Annotated in this window: 9 protein-coding genes; 4 read left to right on the forward strand and 5 right to left on the reverse strand. The window is 56.8% G+C overall.

Annotation, left to right across the window (positions count from 1 at the left end; genetic code table 11):
• Position 1: 1 nt before the first annotated feature.
• The 4 genes from Pla100_RS03755 to Pla100_RS03770 are packed head-to-tail and all read right to left on the reverse strand — an operon-like array spanning position 2 to position 6008.
• Positions 2-1462 carry an efflux RND transporter periplasmic adaptor subunit gene (locus tag Pla100_RS03755; protein WP_146576270.1) on the reverse strand — a complete coding sequence of 487 codons (1461 nt, stop codon included), beginning with the start codon at positions 1460-1462 and terminating at the stop codon, positions 2-4.
• Positions 1462-2358 carry an efflux RND transporter periplasmic adaptor subunit gene (locus tag Pla100_RS03760; protein ID WP_146576271.1) on the reverse strand — a complete coding sequence of 299 codons (897 nt, stop codon included), beginning with the start codon at positions 2356-2358 and terminating at the stop codon, positions 1462-1464. Before Pla100_RS03760 ends, Pla100_RS03755 begins: the two co-directional genes overlap by 1 nt.
• Positions 2359-4227: a preprotein translocase subunit SecA gene (locus Pla100_RS03765; protein WP_197167672.1), complete on the reverse strand. Its 1869-nt coding sequence runs from the start codon at positions 4225-4227 to the stop codon at positions 2359-2361.
• Positions 4224-6008, reverse strand: coding sequence for a TolC family protein (locus Pla100_RS03770; RefSeq protein WP_231602652.1), 1785 nt, complete (start codon positions 6006-6008; stop codon positions 4224-4226). The genes Pla100_RS03765 and Pla100_RS03770 overlap by 4 nt, the downstream gene beginning before the upstream one ends.
• Positions 6009-6271: 263 nt before the next feature.
• Between Pla100_RS03770 and Pla100_RS03775 the strand changes: the two genes are divergently transcribed.
• The 3 genes from Pla100_RS03775 (at position 6272) to Pla100_RS03785 (ending at position 16928) form a co-directional block, all read left to right on the forward strand.
• Entirely contained in the window at positions 6272-12562 is a 6291-nt protein-coding gene (locus Pla100_RS03775) for a DUF4347 domain-containing protein (RefSeq protein ID WP_146576273.1), read from the forward strand.
• On the forward strand, positions 12559-15510 hold the full coding sequence (locus Pla100_RS03780) for an ATP-binding protein (RefSeq protein ID WP_231602654.1): 2952 nt from the start codon (positions 12559-12561) through the stop codon (positions 15508-15510). The genes Pla100_RS03775 and Pla100_RS03780 overlap by 4 nt, the downstream gene beginning before the upstream one ends.
• 152 nt (positions 15511-15662) lie before the next feature.
• A complete protein-coding gene (locus Pla100_RS03785) occupies positions 15663-16928 on the forward strand; it encodes an HD-GYP domain-containing protein (RefSeq protein ID WP_231602655.1) in 1266 nt (421 codons plus the stop codon).
• Positions 16929-16943: 15 nt separating this feature from the next.
• Here Pla100_RS03785 and Pla100_RS03790 read toward each other — a convergent pair whose 3' ends face one another.
• Positions 16944-17852, reverse strand: coding sequence for a cation diffusion facilitator family transporter (locus tag Pla100_RS03790; protein WP_146576274.1), 909 nt, complete (start codon positions 17850-17852; stop codon positions 16944-16946).
• A gap of 443 nt (positions 17853-18295) precedes the next feature.
• On the opposite strand from Pla100_RS03790, the gene Pla100_RS03795 reads away from it, so the two are divergent.
• The gene (locus Pla100_RS03795; RefSeq protein WP_146576275.1) at positions 18296-22120 is read left to right on the forward strand and encodes a family 16 glycoside hydrolase; all 3825 of its coding nucleotides are present in this window, start codon (positions 18296-18298) and stop codon (positions 22118-22120) included.
• Positions 22121-22449: the final 329 nt, after the last annotated feature.

Raw genomic sequence — 22449 nt, forward strand, 5'->3', positions numbered from 1 at the left:
TCTACCACCTCACCCAATCACGTAGGGCGTACCACGGTCGATGGAACCAATTCCAACCGATGGCATATTGATCGGAATAGATCTTGCCGCGGCCGCGCATTCCAGGTTGCAGTCGATTGTCACGATTGGGCAACCGCACCTCGGCGACGAACACATTATCATGATCCCGAATCTCGGCCCGGGGGTGAACGTGCTCGATCGTGCCGACATGTTGCTGGTCCGGATCGGCGTGCGTGGCGATTCGGACGGTCATCCCGGTTCGAACGTATGCGATCTCGGACTCGGGAATCCACAACTGCACGATCATCTCGTCAAGCGGGGCGACTTCGAACAGCGTCTCGCCGCGAGACAACGGCATCCCCTCGCTGCTTCGCCAATCACCGCTGACGATCATACCAGCGACGGGGCTTTTGATTTCTAAATTGGTTTGACGTTCGATCAACCGTTGCGTTTGGGACTTCAGACGCCGCGACTCCAGTTCGGCCAGTTGTCCGGCGGCGAAATCGTGTTCGGCGATCCGGCCCTTGCGGGCTTGTTCGGCCTGTTCCCATTGCGATCGTACGCCGACCAACTCGTATTGAATTTCGCGTGGATCGATCTCGGCCAACACCTCGCCTTGGGCCACCACGTCCCCGGGACGCACCCGGCACTTTTTCAATGGGCCATCGAACGGCACGGCGACATACCGCCGCATCACCGGCTGCAGTTCCAACGGAACCGAGACGCTGTACGTTGCAGGCATGAACAAGAACGCGACGAACATGACGACCGCGATTGCCATCATTCGCCATCTCGCCGGTGAAACGGTCGAACGCGTGATCGATCGCCAAAGCGTTTCCAAACGTCCCGGTTGCAGTCGTTCGATCGCGACCAAACGGCCCGTCAGCAACGGAGCCATCGCATCCAAAAAGCGGGAGACGGAATCCGAGCGAGGTTCGACCACAATGAGCACCCCGCGGCACCCATCGCCGTCGTCGATCAGCGGGATTGCGATCAAAGATTGGCTTTGGGTCGATCGAGCGAACTGTTCGATCGCGAGCGTTCCACCGCGACGACTCGGTCGATCGGAATGCCAATCAATCCGTTCGCCGATCACCGCGATTTCTTCCCCCGCAGCGATGGTCTCGGCGATCTCCGCTTGAACGTTAGGCCGGTCGCGTGGCGAACCATGAAGGTCGAACGTCGTGTCCGCCAATAATCGCATCGGCGAGGTGTCGCCGGTCCGCCAAAGTATGCAAACGCGATCCGCCAACACGATGTCAGCCAATCGATCTGCGAGTATGCCCGCCGCGTCTTGCAATCGGTCGGCTTGGTCGAGCTGCGAGTTCAATTCGATCGCCGCCGCCAAAGCTTCGTTCTCGCTCATGACGTCGGAGCTTGATAAACCAGACGTACACGTAGGCCCCGGATGGAAAGACTCCAGTAGGTTGTCGGCGATCGGCGAAAATGAAGTGTTGTTCATTAACGTTTCAATGCACCGGACACATTCTTCGCTTTTTCGCTTACAAAACTCGCCGGTGATCGTTCCAGGTCCCAGCGGCAGACGACACCACTTCGCAACTTACCGTCGGAGTTTTCGATCCGAACCGTGACTCGGACGGAAGCACTCTCGGCGTCGGCTACGGGAGCGATCGTTTCGATGACTCCCGTGGTCGAAAGGTTTTGGAAACCTGTTTGCAGCGAAACTCGCTGATTGGTTTCCCATTGGTCGACTTGATTGACAGGCACCGAAAAGATAACCTTCAGGCGATCAAGTTGAACGATCTGCATCACCACCGGATCGGTCGGAGAAACAAACTCGCCGACATCCTTGGTGATCGAAAGCACCACTCCGTTTAGCGGAGAAGCGATTCGTCGCTGTTGGATTTGTGCGCTGATTCGCTTCAGTTCCAAGTCACGAATTTGCATGTCTTCTTGGACGGCGAGCAACCTCGTCGTCGCTTGCCAGAAGTTATTCTCGGCGCGATCGACTTCTCGCTGCGTTGCATTGCCGGCGGTGAATAGCTCTCGATAGCTGCGGAGCTGCTGTTCGGTCAGCGATCGTTCGGCTTCAGCCGCACGCTGGGAACTGACCGCGTCCCGGCTTGCCTGGGCCAAGGACTTTGACACCTGCAAAACAGTGTCGTCGAGGCGGGCGACCAACTGGCCTTGGCGAACCGTACCACCCTCACGCACGAGAATCTCCGCGAGCACACCCATCTCCGCCGCCGGAACGTCGATGCTCGCGTACGGCTGGGTGAACGATTCCAATTCGATCGCGGAGGCTTTGCCCGGCAAGATCCCTGAAACCACCAAGACCGCTGAAACAATCGCCGAAACGGTAGTGAAGAACGCTCGCAATGAGTATGACGAAAACATTTAGATGGCCCAACATTCGGTCGGTCGGTCAGAAGCAGTGCTAGACGAAAGCGATGATTGATCGCTGATCTCAACGGCCAATGCATCAGCCCGCCGCGTCGCCAAGCGTTGTTGTTGTTCGGTTTGAATCCGCTCGATCGCTCGGACGATGGCCGGTCCAGCGATCTCTTGTCCACGACGAAAGACCCGCTCGATCGCGCGGCAGACCCAAGGTCCATGATCGACCAATAAGGGGTCTTCGGCGGAGACGAAACATCGGGCCGATCCCGGATCGCCGCAACGGGCCCCGCGTCCGATCAGTTGTCGGTCGACCCGAGCAAGCGAGTGCATTTGCGTCACGATTACGTGCAACCCGCCCCGGTCACGGACGTCGGGTTCCAATGCGATGTCGGTTCCTCGGCCGGCCATGCTCGTCGCGACGGTGATTTGTCCGGTCCGGCCTGCGGCCGCGATCACGCTCGCTTCGTCGGCGTCTTGGACTCCGTTGAGCACTTGATGAGGCTGCGACACGGCGGCCAGTCTCGCCGATACGTCACGGCTCTGATCGATACTCAACGTTCCAATCAGAACGGCACGTCCTTGGGAGGCGAACTTGATCGCCTCGTCAACGACGGCATCGTATTTGAGCGTCCTGGTGATAAAACACTTCATCGGCAGAAGTTCTCGACGACTGGGCAAGCGGGTCGGAATCTCGTGCACGATCAGTTGGTAGTTCCGTACAAGTTCTCGTTCACAACCTCGGGCCGTACCGGTCATGCCGGCAAGGAATGGGTAGCGACGGAAGTAGCTTTGCTTGGTCGTTCGCGCCAACGTTGTCGGCTCAGGCGTGACCGCGAGCCCCTGGTAAGTTTCGACGGCTTGCTGAAGACCACGCGACCATGTTCGATCTTGGAACAAACGACCGGTGGCACCATCGATCAACTGGACTTTGCCCTCATGGATGATGTAATGGACATCACGTAGGAACGCATGACGCGCCCGTAAGGCGGCGTCCACGTATTCGTGCCAAGTGCGTTTCATGGGCGTCGACGGCGTGAAGTCCCGGTAGATGACGTCCATCCCCGCCGGAGTCAATGAGCAGGCTTGGTTGCCGGAGAGCTGATACTCCGTCCCGGCTTGTAAGTGTGCGGCGACTTCCTGGGCCAGATTGAGGGTTGCGGAGTCGTCCAAGTTGGAATCGCTCGAATACGGATCCACACCGCTCAAGATCAGCGGCGAAATGGCGTCGTCTAGGAGCACATCGTCGACCTCGTCAATGATCGCTGCGTGAGGGCGACGCTGTCTGGGCGTGAACGAATTCTGTCCTCGCAACGCGTTGAGAAGTCGGGACCCAGGTTGTCGGGAAACATGTATCTTTCGCTTCCACGCGTCACGGAGGAAATCAAACCCGAACGTGTGTGAGGCGGCGAAGGTCACATCAGCACGATAGCCCAGACAGGCTTCCCGGTCGTTCGCTTGATCATGAACGTATCCACACGTCAGACCGAGCACCGCGTAGACATCGCTAAGGAGCACGTGATCGCGTCTTGCAAGGTATTGGTTTGGGGCGGCAACATGAACGCCCGCTCCACTTATCGCTTGGACCACGGTCGGCAACACCGCCGACAACGTTTTGCCTTCGCCGGTTTGCATTTCCGCGACGCCGCCCTGGCACATCACGAGCCCGGCTTGAATCTGAGTATCGAACAGTTCGATCCTGTGAACCCGCTTGATCGCCTCAACCACGATAGCCGCCGCTTGAACCCAAGTTGGTTCTTGATCGGCACGAATACAGTCGCGAAGGGATCGCAGGACATCATCGGGTCGTTCGGCCAGATCCTCGGCAAGCTCGCGGATACGTTGGATCGTCGGTTCAAAGATGTTTTTCAAGGGATCGACTCCATTACGTCGCTCGCCGGTTCGAATGGAACGTCGACTTCCGTATGAACCTGCAAGAGGATTCCCATGGCCTTGCGAAGTTGAATCCACGACATCGCGTAGGCGGCCTGCGATGCGGCAACGGCGCGTTCTTCATCCGCCGTTCGTTCTTGGGCATCGAGCAAATCTTCGATCAACAAGACTGCCGACTCGGAGGGATCGGGCAACCAACGCCAACGCTGATACAGGTAGTCGACTTCCGCTGCGGCGGCGGCCACGGACTGTTTGCGTGCATTGAGTTCGGCGTAGCTGGCCTGGGTTTCCCGGACCGCGATTTCGACGGCGGTGATCGCCGACTCGGTGGTCTGCTGAAACTCATAAATGCTGCGGGTCAATTCCCACTTGCCGCGTTGCAAACGGGCTTCATTGGCACGATTTCCGACCGGACGTTCGAACACGAATCCACCGGCAAACGAAGGGCCGCCTTGGGTGAACTGGTTGCCGATCGCTCCGAACGTGTTCGTGCTGCCATCGAGCCCGGCGACGTAGCCGCTCAAAATCAAATCCAAACGCGGCAAGACTTGATTGCGCGCCGCACCGACTCGCGTTGAAACGGCCTGGATCTCCCGGAGAGAACTCGCGATGTCAGGGCGTTGATCCAACGCCGTCAAAGTTGCCTCACGCGTCGAAACATCGATCGGTTGATCCATCGGCATGTCCTGTGGCAACCACTCCCAACCGGAGGCACTAACCACCGCAGCATCGCCGGTTAATAAACGTAGCCGGGACTGTGCATTGGCGATCCGAGTTTGGATGCGAATCAGTTCACTACGTCGCCGGGTGATCGCGACCTCCGCTCTCAGGATCTGCCGCTGTTGCGAATCCAACTCGACGCGGCCCTTCAGCGTCGCGTGCAAGTCGATCGCGGCTTGAGTCAGTCGCATCCGTTGCACATACTCGGCGCGGGCTTGGTACAGTTCCCAATACGCTCGCGTGACATCCACAAGATGGTCTTCGATGTCGTTTCGTACTTCCGCTTCGGTAAGTTTGACATCGATCGATGCCAAAACCACACGCGTCATGTTGACCGCCCGCCCGCGATCGCGAAGCAAAGGTTGCGAAAAGTTGAGTTCTAGTCGAGAAGTCCCTTGGCCGTTGGGAACCAGGAACGTGGAGTTGTTCGACTGAAAGCCTCCTCGCTGAACCAGTTCCACGTTTCCGCCTGTGCGGTTTTGTTTTCGCAAACCGATCGCGGAGCCGAATAGGTCATCGCGAAATCGAGTCGATGCATCACCGGTCGTCAACACGCTACCGATCGGATCGTTCGTGCCGGTGAACTTGGCGTCGATGAACGAGAGCGTGTCAAACTGAGCGTCCGCGATAACGAAGTCGTTGCACCGGATCTTCGGCTCGGTCAACAGGCCTAAAATGTACGGAGACGACATCAACGAAGTCTCAACAAGCAACGTTGCGTCGACCGGGACGGGACGACCCAGATCCAACGGTTGCGCGACCATGACTTGCCACCACATCGGCCCGGCGACCTGGGGAGAAGCAAGTGGAGTGTTCACCGGCAACGTTGCTACGGGCGGAGGAGCCGTATCGCTTTGAATTCTTGATCGATAACTATCGAGCCGATGGGAATGTGGTCCCGGATAGACAGGCGGCGGGATATCGGCGGAGACCGATAAGCCAGCAGGAAACGCGGGACCGTCTGCCATCGCCGCCCATGGTACCCAAGCCGTGACGGCGAACACAACCAACGCGAGTCCATCAATCAGCGCAGCAAGCAACGATCGCCGAAGGCGACTGAGCGATTTCGCTCTCGTTGGTTGCCCGGTTTGGAACAAAGTTTCACAAACGTTGTCAAAGGAAGACGCCCGGCAGGGAGCGTCGAAACCCGCGTTGCTAGTACAACGCAATCAACATGAGTTTTCGGCACAAACGGCGGGTGATGAACATACGGTACTCAGTTTTTTCGTCAGTCCCGTGAGGGAAGCCTCGGAATAGTCGCCCCAAAGCGAACCAACGGAATCGTTCAGCCAATCTTCCCAACTTGCCTGACCCAGAGTTTCGGCGTGTTCCTGCATCATCGGGTAGCGTTCCCTGGACCATTCTCTCCCGCGCGCAGTTTCACATGGTGTTTCAAGATCACGACTGGTTGCAACGATTTCGCATCACGACGGATCAATTGCTGACAAAGCTCCGCCGTGAGGTCGCCAGCGACGCGGCGACCGTGCGGCTCGGGAAATTGGAACCGCGGTTGCTATTTAGCGCCACGCCGATCGACCCCGCGCTGGCGGAACCTGCTTTCGTTGACAGCCAAGAAGATGCGGCAATGGTGATGTCGGTCGTTTCCGAGGACATTCAAGACGGTGCCGTCGCCTCGACCGTCGCCGGACCGACATCCCAAGCGACCGACTTGATCATCATTGATTCATTGGTACCCAATCTGCAGGAATTACTCGATGACCTGAACCGGTCACGTCCCGACGCGTCCGTCTTCATCTTGGACGGAAACCGCGACGGTGTGCAGCAGATCACCGAAATCTTGGACTCCCATTCGGGCCTCGCGTCGATTCACATCGTCTCGCATGCCGAAGATTCCGCCGTTCGTTTGGGCGACGCTTGGCTCGGCCCTGACAATGTGAACGCTTACGCCGGTCAACTCGCACAGTGGCAGTCGGCATTGTCGGTCGACGCCGATATTCTGTTCTATGGATGCGACCTCGCCTCAGAAAGTTCAGGACGTGAGTTCCTGGAATCGCTCGCCGCGTTGACGGGTGCGGATGTCGCCGCCAGTGACGATGACACGGGCCATTCGCGGTACGGCGGTGATTGGGATTTGGAATTCACCGTCGGCATGATCGATTCGCCGATCGCCGTGAGTGAATCATTCCAAGAGAGTTGGCTGGGCAAATTGGCGATCATCCAAGTCGATACGTTTGACGACGAGGACAACTCCAATGCGACCACGTCTTTACGTGAAGCAGTCGAGCAAGCGAACTCGGGCGATACCATCCTACTAGGCGTGGGGACCTATGAAATACGATTCGGTTTGATCCAAATCAACGAAGACATCCGCATCGAAGGTGCCGGTGCCGGATCAACCACGATCGCACGGACCCAAAATAACGGACGAATATTCGAAACGAACAATACCGCCGTTGTTAGTATCTCCGGCGTCACCATCCAAGGCGGAGAGGAAAACAACGGGGGAGGAATCTTCGTGAATAACGACAGCGTTTTGTATCTTTCTGACGCCGTGCTGCAGGACAATACGAGCAACAAGGGCGGTGCGATTCACGTTCACGGGACCGCTCACTTGAATCGGGTCTTGCTCTTCAACAATACCTCTACGAACGACGGCGGCGCGATCTCGTTTCACGGTAGCAACGGCGGATCACTCACCAACGTCACGATCAGTGGCAACACCACCGCCGGACTGGGCGGTGGTCTATGGACGGATTCGGACGTGACGATCACGAATTCAACAATCACTAACAATGCCGCCGCCGATGGTGGCGGAATTTACGAGGACGATGCGGATGTCGAGATCGCTAATTCCATCGTCGTCAACAACTCCGCTTCGACCACCAATGACGACGTCTTCGGAGTATACATTTCGAACGGCCACAACATCATTGAGGTCATCGGTTCTGCCACCGGTCTTGCCGGCGACATCATCGGTGACGACGCCGGATTGCTCGCCCTGGCCGACAACGGTGGGCCGTTCGCGACGCACGCCATCACCTCCACCAGCGCCGCGTTGAACAGCGGTTTGGCCCTTGGCGGATTCACAAACCCTGGCGGAATCACGACCGACGCTCGAGGATACCAACGCGATTCGCAAACCGACATCGGCGCGTTCGAACTTGGCTGGACGCCTGAACTTTGGTTGACGACGAGCAATGACGTCGCTTCGCCAAGCGGGGTCAACGGTCTGAACGCATGGGACAAAAGCGAGATCATCGGACTTGGAGATCCCAACCTGTCTTTGGGAAGCGGAGGAACCAACGGAACCCTTGCATCGAAGTTCGATCTAAACGCGTTCGCCGACGATGGTTCCGCCAACATGAACGGCTTTCATTTCGTCAGCCGAAACATGACGATCGGGGGTGCCAATGCGATCGAACTTCGGCAAGGCGACCTATTGTTCACAACCGGTAGTGAATCGTTTCACTCCGGCGCAGTCAATGTCTCCAATAAGGACGTCGTCTTGTTTCGACCCGACACCGTTGGTGACTATTCCTCGGGTACCTTCTCGATCGTCCTCGACGAAATGGCGTCGGGCAATCTGTATGCGATCACGCTTGTCGAAAAAACCACCATTCTCGGGGATGTCATCCTCGAAGCTGGCGATTTTCTCTACAGCAACGTTGTTACTTTCATCGCTAACGACATTTATTGGTATCAGACATCGGACGTCGGTGACGGGACCACGGACGGAGTCCGCGTCAAGCTGATTGATGGCGATGACCTCGGGATCAGTTCCTGGACAGGGGACATTCAAGGGATCGATCTGATCGAAACCCGAATCACGATTGGCGGACAAACATTGGAGTCGGGAACGTTGCTCGTCAACGTCACAGGGACCCAAGACGATGTCGGTGCCAACGGAATCACCACAACCGAGGACGATATCATCGCATTCGATCTATCGACGACGACACACGGAAGTGGCACCGCCGCAGGCACCGCATCGATCTTGATGAAGGCCAGCGACATCGGGCTCGATTCGACACCGGGTCGTCCCAACGGATTCTCGCTCGCCTATTCAATGCCGGCGACCGCAGCGCCTAACGTTGCCCCTACGGCGATCTCTTTGAGCACGACAAGTATCGATGAAAACGTCAATACGTCGGGTGGCCTCTCGATCGGTAGTTTCACCACGACGGATGCCGATACCACCGAAACATTCACCTACGAAATCGTCGGAGGGGTCGATGCGGCGCTGTTTACTATCGGGGGTGCCAACAATGATGAACTGCGGATCGATGATGGTTTGCTCGATCACGAGCGGCGTTCATCCTACCAAGTCGAAGTTCGGGTGCGGGATTCAGCGTCAAATTCACTGACATCCGTGTTCACGATCATGGTGAATGATCTCAACGACGTGGCACCCGTGATCACCGCCAATCAAGTTTTCAGCGTTTCCGAATCCGCCGCCAATGCAACCGTTATCGGAACGGTCGTCGCGACCGACTTGGACAGTCCCGGTTCGCTCACCAATTGGACGATCACGGGAGGCAACTCAGAGGGCGTTTTTGCAATCGACGCGTCGACCGGGATGCTCCGCATTGCCGACAATTCGACATTGGATTTCGAGAATCAAACGACCTACACCCTTAGCGTTCGTGTCGGCGACGGAGTATCGCAGTCTTCCAATGAAACCATACAAATTAACGTCGTCAACGTTTCCGAAGTGAACGCGGTTTGGTTTTCGACGTCAAGTGATGTCAGCAATTCCGGCAACCCAGATCTTGCCGCTTGGGACCAGGACCAAATCATTCAACTCACCGACCCGAACCTGAACTTCGATCCCAACGGCGGAACGACCAGCGGTCTACTGGGAACGACCGGGTTCAAAATATCAAACTTCAACTCCGGCCCATCGGCCCGCATCGAGGGAATTCACGCGGTCTGGTCAGACTTGACCGTGGGTACCGGGGCCAATCAATTTGAACTACGTGCGGGAGATTTGATCCTAACGCTGGCATCCGATAACGTGACGTTGAACAGCGAAACCGAACCTGACCGCACGTTTGACAAGAACGATGTGTTCGTATTCCGCCCGACAACCGAGGGCGATTACACGGCGGGCAATTTCTATCACCTACTCGACGATCCGCTGAACGCCGGACGCATCCGGGGTGTTTCGTTGGTAGAAAACGCCGGCGGCGTTCAAGTCGGTGACACGACTTTGGCTCAAGGAACGTTTTTGTTGGTACGTGACGGTGCAAACGAAGAAGACCGAGTCTATACGTTCCAAGCTGACACGATCGGGCTGGGGAGCACTTCCGGAACGAGTCAGATCTTGCTCGAGGGCAGCGGTACTGCCGAGACCGCAGATGGTGGCAATCTCGGCTTTTCTGAGCGAATCGACGCCGTACATATCGTTGCATCCGACCGCGTTATTGGCGGTACCACATTGCTAGCGGGCGACCTTCTGTTGTCAACCTACCAAGTCAATTCGATTGCCGGTACCGCGGTGGAAGACCAGGATGTGGTACGACTAAGAATGACGACGACTCGCATCGGAGGCACGCACTCGACAGGATCGGCAGTCGTGTTCCTTGACGCCAGCGACATCCAAATGCAACCGGGAAGTTCGTCCGAAGATATTGATGCGGTCACGCTCGTCGAAGGCGCACTGGCCAATCGAGCTGTCGGACCGATCGCGGATACCAACACCGCCGCGAACGGTATCCTCGAAACCGCGACGCCAGGAACATCGGTCGGCATCACGGCGTTCGCGACGGACCCGGACACGGGTGACACGGTCACCTATACGCTCGATGATGATGCATCAGGGCGATTCCAGATCAACACGGTGTCCGGTCAAGTCACGCTCAATGACGACCTAAACTACGAAGCCGCCTCGAGCCATCAGATCACGGTTCGCGCTACCAGCAGCGATACGTCCTTCCGCACGCTCGCGTTCACTATTGCGGTTCTCGATGTCAATGAAGCACCGACGTTGGAATTGTCCACCGACGCATTGACGCTCGCCGAAAACACCAATACATCCACGTCCATCACCGTGGCCACGCTCACCGTGAACGACGACGCCTTGGGCACCGAAGTGATTACCTTGTCCGGTGCCGATCATCAGAAGTTTGAAGTGATCGGGAACACACTGAGGCTGCGTGCGAACACCGTGTTGGATTTCGAAACGCAATCAACCCTGGAAGTGATTGTTTCAATCGACGACAACACCGTAGGTGCCACACCGGACGATTCCCAACGATTCGAATTGACCATCACGAACGCGAACGATGCCGCGACGGGGGCACCCGTCATTCAAGGCGACTTCGTCGTCGGACAAACATTGAGCGTCGACACATCCTTGATCGCCGACGAGGACGGCTTGGGAGCGTTTAACTACCAGTGGTTGCGTGGCGGAACCGAGATCACCGATGCGGTCGATTCCGTTTATACCTTGCGACCGGAGGACGTGGGCGAAACGATTCAAGTCGAAGTGCGTTTCATCGATGGGCAATCCAATCAGGAAGGCCCGCTGACCAGCATCGCGACGACGACGGTCGCTCGGTTCAACACCGCACCGACTCTGAATGATCATCAAATGAACGCAGTCAGCGGCCAAGAAATCTTTGTTCCTAAATTAGTGTTCGAGTCGCTGGCAACCGATCCCGAAGGCGATGAACTGACGGCCGTTTTGGTGACTCCGCCCGAACATGGAACGCTGAATCTCGCCGCCAACGGGCGTTTTTTGTACAAGGCGGAGGACGGATTTATCGGCCAGGTAACATTCCAGTGGATGGCGAGCGACGGTTCACTGATGAGCAATGTCGCGACAGTCACCATCAATGTTAGGCCTCCCCGAATTTTAGTCCCCAATCCACCGACGGATTCACCAACGAACCCAGGCGGCGAATCGACGAACACGGGTGATTCGGACAACTCAACGAACTCATCCGACAATGACGACACCAGTTCGGAGAATTCCGATACATCATCCAGTTCCGACGAAACCTCCGAAGCAGCTGACCAAGCGACCAGCCCGATCGCCAAGATCAACGGCGGTGAATCAACCGACGGCACAAGCACCGCCCAGACCGGCGCGAGCGGAGAGTTGTCCCTGGCGCAACCATCTGGTACCTCGACGAACGAAAAAACGGCTTCCGACCAAACGGACATCGTCGCTTCGTCGTCCGCCTCGAATACGGCAGATGCGTCTGATCGATCAAATCGCTCTACACGCACCAACAGCATGTTGGAATCAACCAACATCACCCGCATCGATAACGAAGGTGCCGCTCTGGCATGGGAGGACATGGTCGCGTTGACGCGTCCGGGCGTGATGTGGGACGACTTGGACGATCGTCGAGATCAAGTGGAGTCACAAATCCAAGGCGACTTGATCGTGGTCGGTTCCGCCGGCGCGGCCGCTTCAAGCATGACCGTCGGGGTTCTGGCCTGGGCGATGCGAAGCGGATTCCTGGTTTCAGGACTCATCGCACACATGCCCGCGTGGAGTGGTGTCGACCCGTTGATGATTATGCAGGGCGTGTCGGCCGATGGTCGGGGTGCCGACCAAGAAACACTGGAAGAACTCATGGATCGCCAATCCAAGGCGATCGATTCGGAGGAGACCGCCGTATGAGATCACCGCTCAAGCGATTCACATCTTGTTACAACCGCATTCCCGTGCGTTTGCGATTGTCTTTCGGCCTGGTCGGATTGATGACCGGAAGTCTGCTCGTCGCCAGCGCCGCCGGGTTCTTTCCCAACGAACAGCGTGAAATTTTGCGGAGCCGCTCGCGGATCTGTGAAACCCTCGCGATCAGTGGCACGGCGATGGCCTCGACCGGACAGATCGAGTCACTGCAGGTAACCTTGGAATCGGTCGTGCACCGAGATCCGCAAATCCTTTCGATCGGCTTAAAAAGCGTCAATGGCGGTTTGGTTGTTTCGGCCGGACCGCATGAAGAAGTTTGGCTGCATCCGGATTCGCAAGACGCTACCCACATGAGCGTCCCAGTTTACCGCCAAGGCAAACAATGGGGCGAAATGCAGATTCGATTCGAGCCAACCGGCGGACTTTGGGGACTGAACCATTGGGGGCCCGCTTGGTTGTTGATCGTCCTGATTCCCGCGTGTCTGATCCAGTTTTCGTTCTTCCTGCGTAAGACATTGCAAAGTTTGGATCCTTCCGGTGCGGTTCCCACCCATGTCGAGAAGGCACTCGATACCTTCACCGTCGGGTTGGTGTTGCTCAACGCCGATCAACGGACCTTGTTCGCGAACAAACGTTTGACGCAGTTACTCGATATACCCGCGAGTGAATTGGTCGGGAAGTATATTTCGGCGTCCGACTGGATCATTGCCGACCGCGATGAAGGGGAAAAGACTCTTCCATGGGAAGAAGCCCGACAAATCAACGATTCGGTTCACGATCGAATTCTGCAGATGGACGTCAAGGGCCGACGTTTAACCTTCACGGTCAATTGCACACCGATTACCGGCCAAGGGTTCTTGACCACGTTCGATGACATCACATTGATCGAAGAGAACAAAGTCGCATTGGCTCAAGCACGCGATGCGGCACAACACGCCAACGAAGCCAAGAGTGAGTTCCTCGCCAACATGAGCCACGAGATTCGCACGCCGTTGAACGCCGTCTTGGGGTTCACGGACGTGCTGCGTCGTGGATTGGTAACCGATTCCGATGAAGCCGTCGATCATCTAAACATGATTCACCGGTCCGGTGCCCACCTACTTGAACTCATCAACGATATCTTGGATCTTTCCAAAATCGAAGCCGGTCGGATGGAAGTCGAGTCGATCGACACTTACATCGACGCAGTCATTATGGATGTCGCCAATACGCTCAAGGTGCGAGCAGACGAAAACGACCTTGAATTGAACGTCCGTTTGGAAACGGCCATCCCCCGCGTCATTACGTCCGATCCGACGCGTCTGCGGCAAGTGATCATGAACTTGGTCGGCAATGCGATTAAGTTCACCGAATCAGGAAGCGTGTCGATCATCGCGGCGATGCGTCAATCCGAATCATCCGCCGGATTTGAATCGTCAAAGGTGTTGCGAATCGATGTCATCGACACCGGAATCGGAATGACGCCGGAACAACAAGCAAGGATTTTTGAGTCGTTCTCCCAAGCCGACAGCACCACGACGCGGAAGTTCGGCGGCACGGGGTTGGGATTGTCGATTAGCCAACGTCTGTCTGAATCACTCGGCGGACGTCTGACCGTTGAGAGTAAACCCGGCATGGGCAGTACGTTTCGCGTGGAGTTGCCGATCGACGATGAGGACACGTCTGATCTGATGTCGCCGAGCGAGTTCGAGGATCTGCGACGTCGTCGGACGAACGAAGCCGTCGCCGCGAAGTTGATTCGATTACCTGCCAAACGCGTCCTGGTCGTCGACGATGGCGAATCGAATCGCCGATTGATTGAACTGGTTTTGACACGAGCCGGAGCTTTGGTCGCGACCGCCGCTAACGGTCTCGAAGCGATCGAAAGCATCGCCGAGGAAACTCCCGCATTGGTGCTGATGGACATGCAAATGCCCGTGCTCGATGGCTATACCGCCACCGAGCGATTGCGGGCCGCCGGATTCACCATTCCGATCATCGCTCTGACGGGCAATGCGATGGTCGGTGACCGTGAGAAGTGCATGGATGCGGGATGCAACGACTTCCTCAGTAAGCCGGTCAATATCGACCTGTTGTTGCAACTCGCAGCAACTCACCTTGACTCGGCGTCCGAGCCACATGAGTTCGTATCACCCATGTCCGTTGGCACAGCCGACGCGATCGAGTTTTCATCATTGTTACCGTCCGCTTCAATGCCTTCGAAAACGGATCGCCCGATTTTCCCAACGCTGCCGATGGATGATCCTGACTTCCGAGAAATCACAATGGGATTCTTGGATCGACTGCCCTCGCGATTAACGAATATCGAAATCGCCATCGCGGCGATGGACTTTGAAACCGTTCACAGCGACGCTCACTGGCTTAAAGGTGCCGGTGGAACGGTCGGCCTGGACGTCTTCACCCCCGTTGCGAAACAGCTCGAGGAAGCCGCCAAGGCGAGAGAAACGGAGTTGGCCAGCGAGATCCTACGACAACTTTACGAATTGAGCGATCGAATCGTCATTCCGGCAACACAAACGCCTCATGCGACAGCCCCGCCCGCCGAGGATCGTTCAAGCGGATCGTTAGATGAACGATCTGATGAGGGGCCGGTCCTCTGCACGTTACCGATGGACGATCCCGATTTTTATGAAATCGTTATCGGATTCGTTAGGCGACTCGACGAGCGCTTGCCAAAGATGGCCGAGGAACTCAATGAAGCGAGGTTTGAAGATCTCGCGACTAACGCCCACTGGCTTAAAGGGGCCGGCGGGACCGTCGGTTTTCCCTCGCTGACTCAACCGGCGTCGGAATTATTGATTGCATCGAAACGCCGGGATCCTGACGCTTGCCGGACCCAATTGGACTATTTGCGATCAACCCGACAGCGAATGGTCGTGGGAAATGCTGCTACAAGCGGCATAACTGACAAACCCCCAACCGTGTCGTGTTGAGCAATCCCACAATGACGAACACAACCCGTCGCTGGTCAAGGTCGAGTCTTATTTTTCATCAGTGAGGGTTCGCTCTTACATACTGAAGGCTAATCCGATCAATGGTAGGCCCCGTTTCGGATCGGCATATTTCAAACTTTTGTCTGGGTTCCATGAGCGATTCAACGATTACCGTTGCACCTTCCAGTACCGCCTTCTCCGCAAACCCGCTGGGGGCGTTGCCGGCGGCAACGTCCGCAGCCAAACCAGTTTTGGCGGATCGACCGGCGCATGTGTTGCCTGGCAAAATCATGATCGTCGACGACGAGATCGCCAACGTATTGATCGTCAAGAAATACTTAGAGCGAGCCGGCTATCGTTCGTTCGAGACCACGACGGATTCGGCTGCCGCGATACGGATCATTAATGCGACGAAGCCGGATATCTTGCTGCTGGACATCAACATGCCGAGCGTGGACGGTATTGAGATCTTGCGAGAGCTCCGCCGCACACCCGAATACAAACACTTGCCGGTTCTGATTCTGACGGCCAACACGGACGAAAACATCAAGTTGACTTGTTTGGAACTTGGCGCGACCGACTTTCTGCTCAAGCCCGTTGATCCGATGGACCTCACTCCGCGGGTTCGAAACTCCTTAAAAATGAAGTCGTTCCAAGACCGTTTGCAGCATCACGCGACGGAATTGGAAATCAAGGTCGAGCAACGCACCCGAGAATTGGAAGCGTCACGTCGCGAAGTCGTTTACTGTTTGGCCCGTGCCGCCGAACTTCGCGACAACGACACCGGTAACCATGTGATCCGAGTCGGACGTTTTGCCGGGATCATTGCCAAGAGTATGGGCTTGCCTGAATGGTTCATACGCGACATCGAGATGGCCGCTCAACTGCATGACGTCGGCAAGATCGCGATCCCTGATGCGATTCTGCTCAAACCCGGAAAGCTTGAACCCGAAGAGTTCGAGATCATTCAAAACCACGTCAAGTTCGGTCATCAAATCATCGAACCGCACGCCGGTACGGATGCCCGATTGCTGCGTCAACACGTGGACTTCGGCAGCGATATGCTTCGCAACGGTAGTGCATTGATGCGATTAGCGGCCAGCATCGCGCAAACGCATCACGAACGATTCGACGGCACCGGATACCCGCTCGGGTTAGCCGGAACGGATATTCCGCTCGAAGGACGAATCACAGCGGTCGCGGACGTTTTCGATGCGTTGTCGGCCGAACGTCCTTATAAGAAAGCGATGCCGCGTGAAAAATGTTTCTCGATCTTACGAGAAGGACGCGGGACCCACTTCGATCCTGATGTGCTCGATGCATTCTTCGCCTCGACAAAAGAAATCGTCCGAGTCCAACTCGACTTCATGGACCACGTCGAACCGATCAAACCGATTGTTGCCGCGCCGACCTCATGACACCGGCTATCGGTCTTATAGAGATCCAGGTTCGGCCTGAGCACACCGCGTCTGATTCAGATCTCTCTCGATTTGAATTGTCGAATGGCTGATTCGAAAGTCGTGCTCCAAATCGTGCGCGATCTGGCGCAATAATGCGTCGTCGCTTTCAATGCTGGATTTGACCAAGTGAACCGTGAGCGCCGTTTCCGTCGTGCTGATCGCCCAAACATGCAGGTCATGGACCGCTTCAACACCAGGCAACGCCGCAAGGTAGTCCTCCACGTCGCCGATACAAATGTGTTTGGGAACCGACTGCACGGCGAGTTCAAACGAATCACGCAGCAACCCGAGCGTGGCAACAAAGATGATAACCGCGATCAAAAGGCTCATGAGCGGATCGATCCACTGCCAGCTAGTGTAAAGGATCACGGTGCCGGCAATCGCCACGCCCAACGACAACAGCGCGTCGGCGGCCATGTGCAAGAACGCACCTCGAAGATTGATATCGTCGTGCCTGCCCTTCATGAACAACAACGCGGTCACCGTATTGATCACGACGCCGATCAACGCGACCACGATCACGGTCGGTGCCGCCACTTCGCTGTCGCTGGCGAACCGTCCGATCGCTTCCCAAGCAATTCCCCCGACGGCCAACAGAAGCAACAGGGCGTTCAACAACGCCGCCAAAATGGTGGTGCTGCGAAGACCGTAGGTGCGAGTTTGGGTCGGATGGATCTTGCCCAATGCGTAACCCGCCCACGCCAGCAGCAGTCCCAGAACGTCGCTGAGGTTGTGTCCCGCGTCGGCGAGCAGCGCCAACGAATTGCCGTAAACGCCGTAAGCCGCTTCGATCACAACAAAGATCACGTTGAGCGAAACGCCCACGGCGAACGCGGTGCCGTAGTTTTGTTCTGTGACATGATGGTGAGAGCATTGGTGCATGGACGGTAATCTAACACGGAATCAAGATCGTCGGGCCGGGGTCGCCCCATCGCTCGAAGCCATTCCAAGTTCAAAGGAATTTTCGCGAGTTTTTTTGGGTGTTTTCCCGCATCAATGATCCTGTGTCCACGGTCGATGATATATCCAGGGCAACAAGACGAACGGCTGACCCCTGGGGCACGGGGGCGGTCGTCTCGTCTTGTTTTTTGCGTCGAAGGCATCTCAGGGCCGGCGGGATGTTGATTTAGTCCGCATCGCAACCCGCTGCGTAAGCGAGGGATCATTGGTATTGGACTCATCCCTCGCTTACGCAGCGGGTTACGATTAAACCAACAGCCCGCCAGCATCGATTTGTCGTACTACGAAGTCGTGCGAAGCGAATCCTTGGAGTATCATGGTGCGGTTGTTCCGCTCCCACCTCCCCCCCCACCCCGCTTCCCACCATGCCCCCACGTTTGTTCCGGCAGATTGCCGTAGCTGTTCTCGGCGTTTTCTCTCTGTTCGCTTGGCCGAGCGACCTGTCCGCGCAAGGTCCCGCCGCCGAAGCGACCCGCCAAACCGAAGTCGATGCCCGTTTCCAGATCCTTTTTGATGGCGAATCACTCACCCGCTGGAAAGGCAACCTGGAACTTTGGTCAGTCCAAGACGGTGCGATCGTAGGCCAGACGACTGCGGAAAATCCGATCAAGGCCAATACCTTCTTGATTTATCAAGGCGGCGAAACGGCGGATTTTGAATTCCGATGCAAGGTCCGTTTCGAAGGCAACAACTCGGGGGTTCAATACCGCAGCGAGCTGGTGGATCCGACCGGGTTCGCGCTGGCGGGCTATCAGGCCGATTTGCACCCCAATCAAGAATACTTCGGCATGATGTACGGTGAAAGAACAGGCCGCGGCATCATCGGCCAGCGGGGCCAACGCGTCGTCGTGTCGCCGGACGGCAAGTCCAGCGTCGTCGGACAAGTCGGCAACAAAGAGGTTTTTGTCGATAGCGAATGGAACGACCTAAGAATCGTCGCGGTGGGCAACCGGATGATTCATCAAGTCAACGGAATCACGACGCTTGATCTGACGGACAATCATCCCGACGCGAAACGAACCGGCAAGCTCGGCTTGCAACTGCATCAAGGCCCGGCCATGAAGGTCGAGTTTCGCAATCTGATGATGCGTCCGCTCAGCGGCCCCGAGGCGGAGCGAACACTCGATGCGGCCGTTAACAGCGTCCCACCCAAGACCGATTCACCCGATGATTCCGCGTCAACCCAACCGAAGGACTCCGACTGGCTCAAACAGAAGCCCGTCCCCCAATGGGTTTGGGCTGATCGATCGGCATCGAATCAAAAGGTTTGGTTTCGCAAGACCTTCGCGATCAACGGGGACGCCAAGACGGCACAGCTTTACGCAACTTGCGATAACCAATTTCAAATTTGGATCAACGGCGAGGCCATCGGCAACAGCAACGCTTGGGAAAAACCGATCCAAACCGACGTCGCCAAACACCTTCGCCCCGGCCAAAACGTGATCGCCATCGAAGGAAAGAACGACGGCGGGGTCGCGGCTTTGTTGGTCAAAATGCGGATCCAAAACAAAGACGACTCCACTCAAACCGTCGTCACCGACCGTGGTTGGTTGCTGACCGAGACGGAACCTCAGAACTGGCAAGGCGTTGATTTCAAAGACGAGACATGGTCCCAAGTCAAAGTCATTCAAAAGCTCGGCGAAGGACCTTGGGGGATTCCCGGATATCAGGCACCGGGTTCGTCGTCCGGCAAGAACGCGGATCCCCTGCACGCCAAAAACGTGATCGTGCCACCCGGGTTCGTCGTCGATCGTATCTATCGATTGACCCCCGACCAAGGCAGCTGGGTTTCATTGGCCACCGATCCGAAGGGACGCATTTATGCTTGTGACCAAGCCGGGGCAGGCTTGTACCGTGTCACGTTACAAGAGAATGGACCCGCCCAAGTCGAAAAGGTGTCGGTCGGTCAGTTGGCCGGTTTGTCTGGAGCCCAAGGATTGGTGTGGGCGTTTGATAGTTTGTGGTTTCACCGAAACGGCGGCCATCTTTATCGACTGACCGATTCCGACGGAGACGACGTTTTGGACACCGCCCAAGAATTCCCCGGCGGCACCGGCGGCGGCGAACACGGCAACCATGCCGTCGTCGTCACCGAAGACGGCGAGGCGATTTACATGGATGGCGGCAACCACGCGGACTTGGCCGAAACCGAATCAAGCCGTGTGCCGACTTGGTACGAGGGGCTGTTGCTGCCGCGTATGTGGGACAGCAACGGTCACGCCCGTGGCCGAATGGCACCCGGCGGCTGGGTGACGCGTTTGAATGTTCAGACGCAAAAACAAATCCTGCACGCGATCGGTTTTCGCAATCAATACGACATCGCGTTGAACCGATTTGGCGATCTGTTTACCTACGATGCCGACATGGAATGGGACCTGGGATTGCCGTGGTACCGACCGACGCGGATCTGCAACGTCGTCAGCGGTGCCGACTTCGGATGGCGAAGTGGCAGCGGCAAATGGCCGACCTACTACGAAGATACTTTGCCGCCGGTCGTCGACATCGGTCCCGGCTCGCCCACCGGCGTGGTCTCGGGTACCGGGACGGCGTTCCCGACTCGCTACCAAGACGCGATCTTTGCCCTCGATTGGACGTTCGGTACGATCTACGCGATCCACCTGCAACCTGACGGTGCCAGCTACACCGGCAGTGCCGAACCGTTCGTCTATTCGGTTCCTCTGCCCGTAACCGACGCAGTCGTCGGCCAGGACGGTTCGTTGATCTTTGCCGTCGGCGGCCGCGGCACCGAGTCAGCGATGTTCCGCGTTCGCTACGTCGGCGACGAAGCCACCACGGCTCCGGTCGCGCCGGGCATTAATGACCCGGCCACGGTCGCGCGTGGTCAACGTAGACAATTAGAAGCTTTCCACGGGGTCGAACATGCCGACGCCATTTCGACAGCATGGCCTTATCTGGCCAACCCCGATCGGTTCTTGCGACACGCCGCGCGAATCGCCGTCGAAAGCCAACCGGTCGATCGCTGGTCGGCGATGGCCCTGAGCAGCACCGATCCTCAAACCGTGATCACTTCGGCTGTTGCGTTGGCTCGTATGGGCAACGAATCGCACGCCGGGCCGTTGCTCGATCATCTTCTGTCGCTACGTGCGGAAGAACTCGACGACGCCAAACTGCTCGGTTTGTTGCGTGCTTACGCATTGACCTTCATGCGTTTGGGCGATCCCGCCGAGGAGCAGCGAGAACGAATTATCTCGCAGCTTGACCCGATGTTGCCCAGCGCTAACGCCGACGTGAACCAAGAGTTGATCCGTGTCTTGGTTGCCCTGCGACACCCCGGTGTCGTTGCCAAGGCGATGCAGTTGATTCGCGACCGAGGCCCTGCGGCGGCACCGGATTGGTCGCAGATTGCTTCACGCAACAGCGGTTACGGCGCGGGCGTTCAACGAATGATCGACAACCCGCCGCCGGCGCGTGAGATCCAATACGCCTTCATGTTGCGAAACATTCGTAAAGGCTGGACGTTGGACTTGCGTCGTGAATACTTCACCTTCTTGAATGAAGCCGCCACAGCGTCTGGAGGGGCGAGCTACCCCGGTTACTTGACCCGCACCCGTGACGAAGCCCTCGCGCTCTGCAGCAGCGAACAACGCAAGGCCCTCGAAGAAATCACAGGTGAGGATTTCAACCCGTTGCCGGATTTCGAGATCCTCCCGATCCGTGGACCCGGTAAGGTATGGACGATGGAGACCGCGTCCGCCGCTTCACGCGGCAAACCCGATTTCGACGCCGGACGGTCGCTGTTCTTCAGCGCCCAATGTGCCGCCTGCCACCGTCTCGCCGGACTCGGAGGTGACATCGGACCGGACCTGACCAGCGTCCGAAACAAGTTTGACGAAAACTACGTGCTCGATGCGATTGTCCACCCCAGTCGGGTGATCTCGGATCAGTACGGTTCCTCGACGGTGCTTTTGGCCGATGGCACGATTTTGACCGGATTGGTGGTCGAACAAGAAAACGGCAATTTATTGGTCTACCCTAATCAGACCCAAGGCAGCCAAGAGCCGCTTCAAGCGATCAAGGTCGACGCGGACGACATCGAAGACATCAGTGCATCGAAGATCTCTCAAATGCCTGAGGGATTGCTCAACAACCTCAACGCCGAAGAAATACGCGATCTGATGGGTTACTTGATGTCCGGCGGCGATCCCAACGATAAACGCTACCGTAAATAGGGTCTGCTCCGTCAAAACGTAAAAATTAGGGTTAGCGAAGTGAGCCGACGGCGCTAGCTGCGGGCATTGCTCAACACCCGACGCTAGCGGGTTGTTGATTTAGTCGTTTAACGGCAAGCCGCAGGCGACAGAGCTTGAGAACGCAGACGCCTGCGGCTTGCCGTTAAACGAAAACGCCCAATCGTGCACTCAATCAACAGCCCGCTAGCGCGTTCGGCTCACCCTGAAACTAAATTTTGACGAAGCACTCGTGTTGAGTGTTGACGATACAACTCTGGACGAGGCAACAAAACCCCAGTTTCCTCTTGACATCGATGTGATGAATCCTG

This window comes from Neorhodopirellula pilleata, from assembly GCF_007859915.1.
Lineage (GTDB): Bacteria > Planctomycetota > Planctomycetia > Pirellulales > Pirellulaceae > Rhodopirellula > Rhodopirellula pilleata.

Bases quoted from the DNA above. Each gene is read 5' to 3' on its own strand.
- Pla100_RS03755 (WP_146576270.1), bottom strand. From the start codon at position 1,462: ATGAACAACACTTCATTTTCGCCGATCGCCGACAACCTACTGGAGTCT.
- Pla100_RS03760 (WP_146576271.1), bottom strand. From the start codon at position 2,358: ATGTTTTCGTCATACTCATTGCGAGCGTTCTTCACTACCGTTTCGGCG.
- Pla100_RS03780 (WP_231602654.1), top strand. From the start codon at position 12,559: ATGAGATCACCGCTCAAGCGATTCACATCTTGTTACAACCGCATTCCC.
- Pla100_RS03785 (WP_231602655.1), top strand. From the start codon at position 15,663: ATGAGCGATTCAACGATTACCGTTGCACCTTCCAGTACCGCCTTCTCC.
- Pla100_RS03790 (WP_146576274.1), bottom strand. From the start codon at position 17,852: ATGCACCAATGCTCTCACCATCATGTCACAGAACAAAACTACGGCACC.
- Pla100_RS03795 (WP_146576275.1), top strand. From the start codon at position 18,296: ATGCCCCCACGTTTGTTCCGGCAGATTGCCGTAGCTGTTCTCGGCGTT.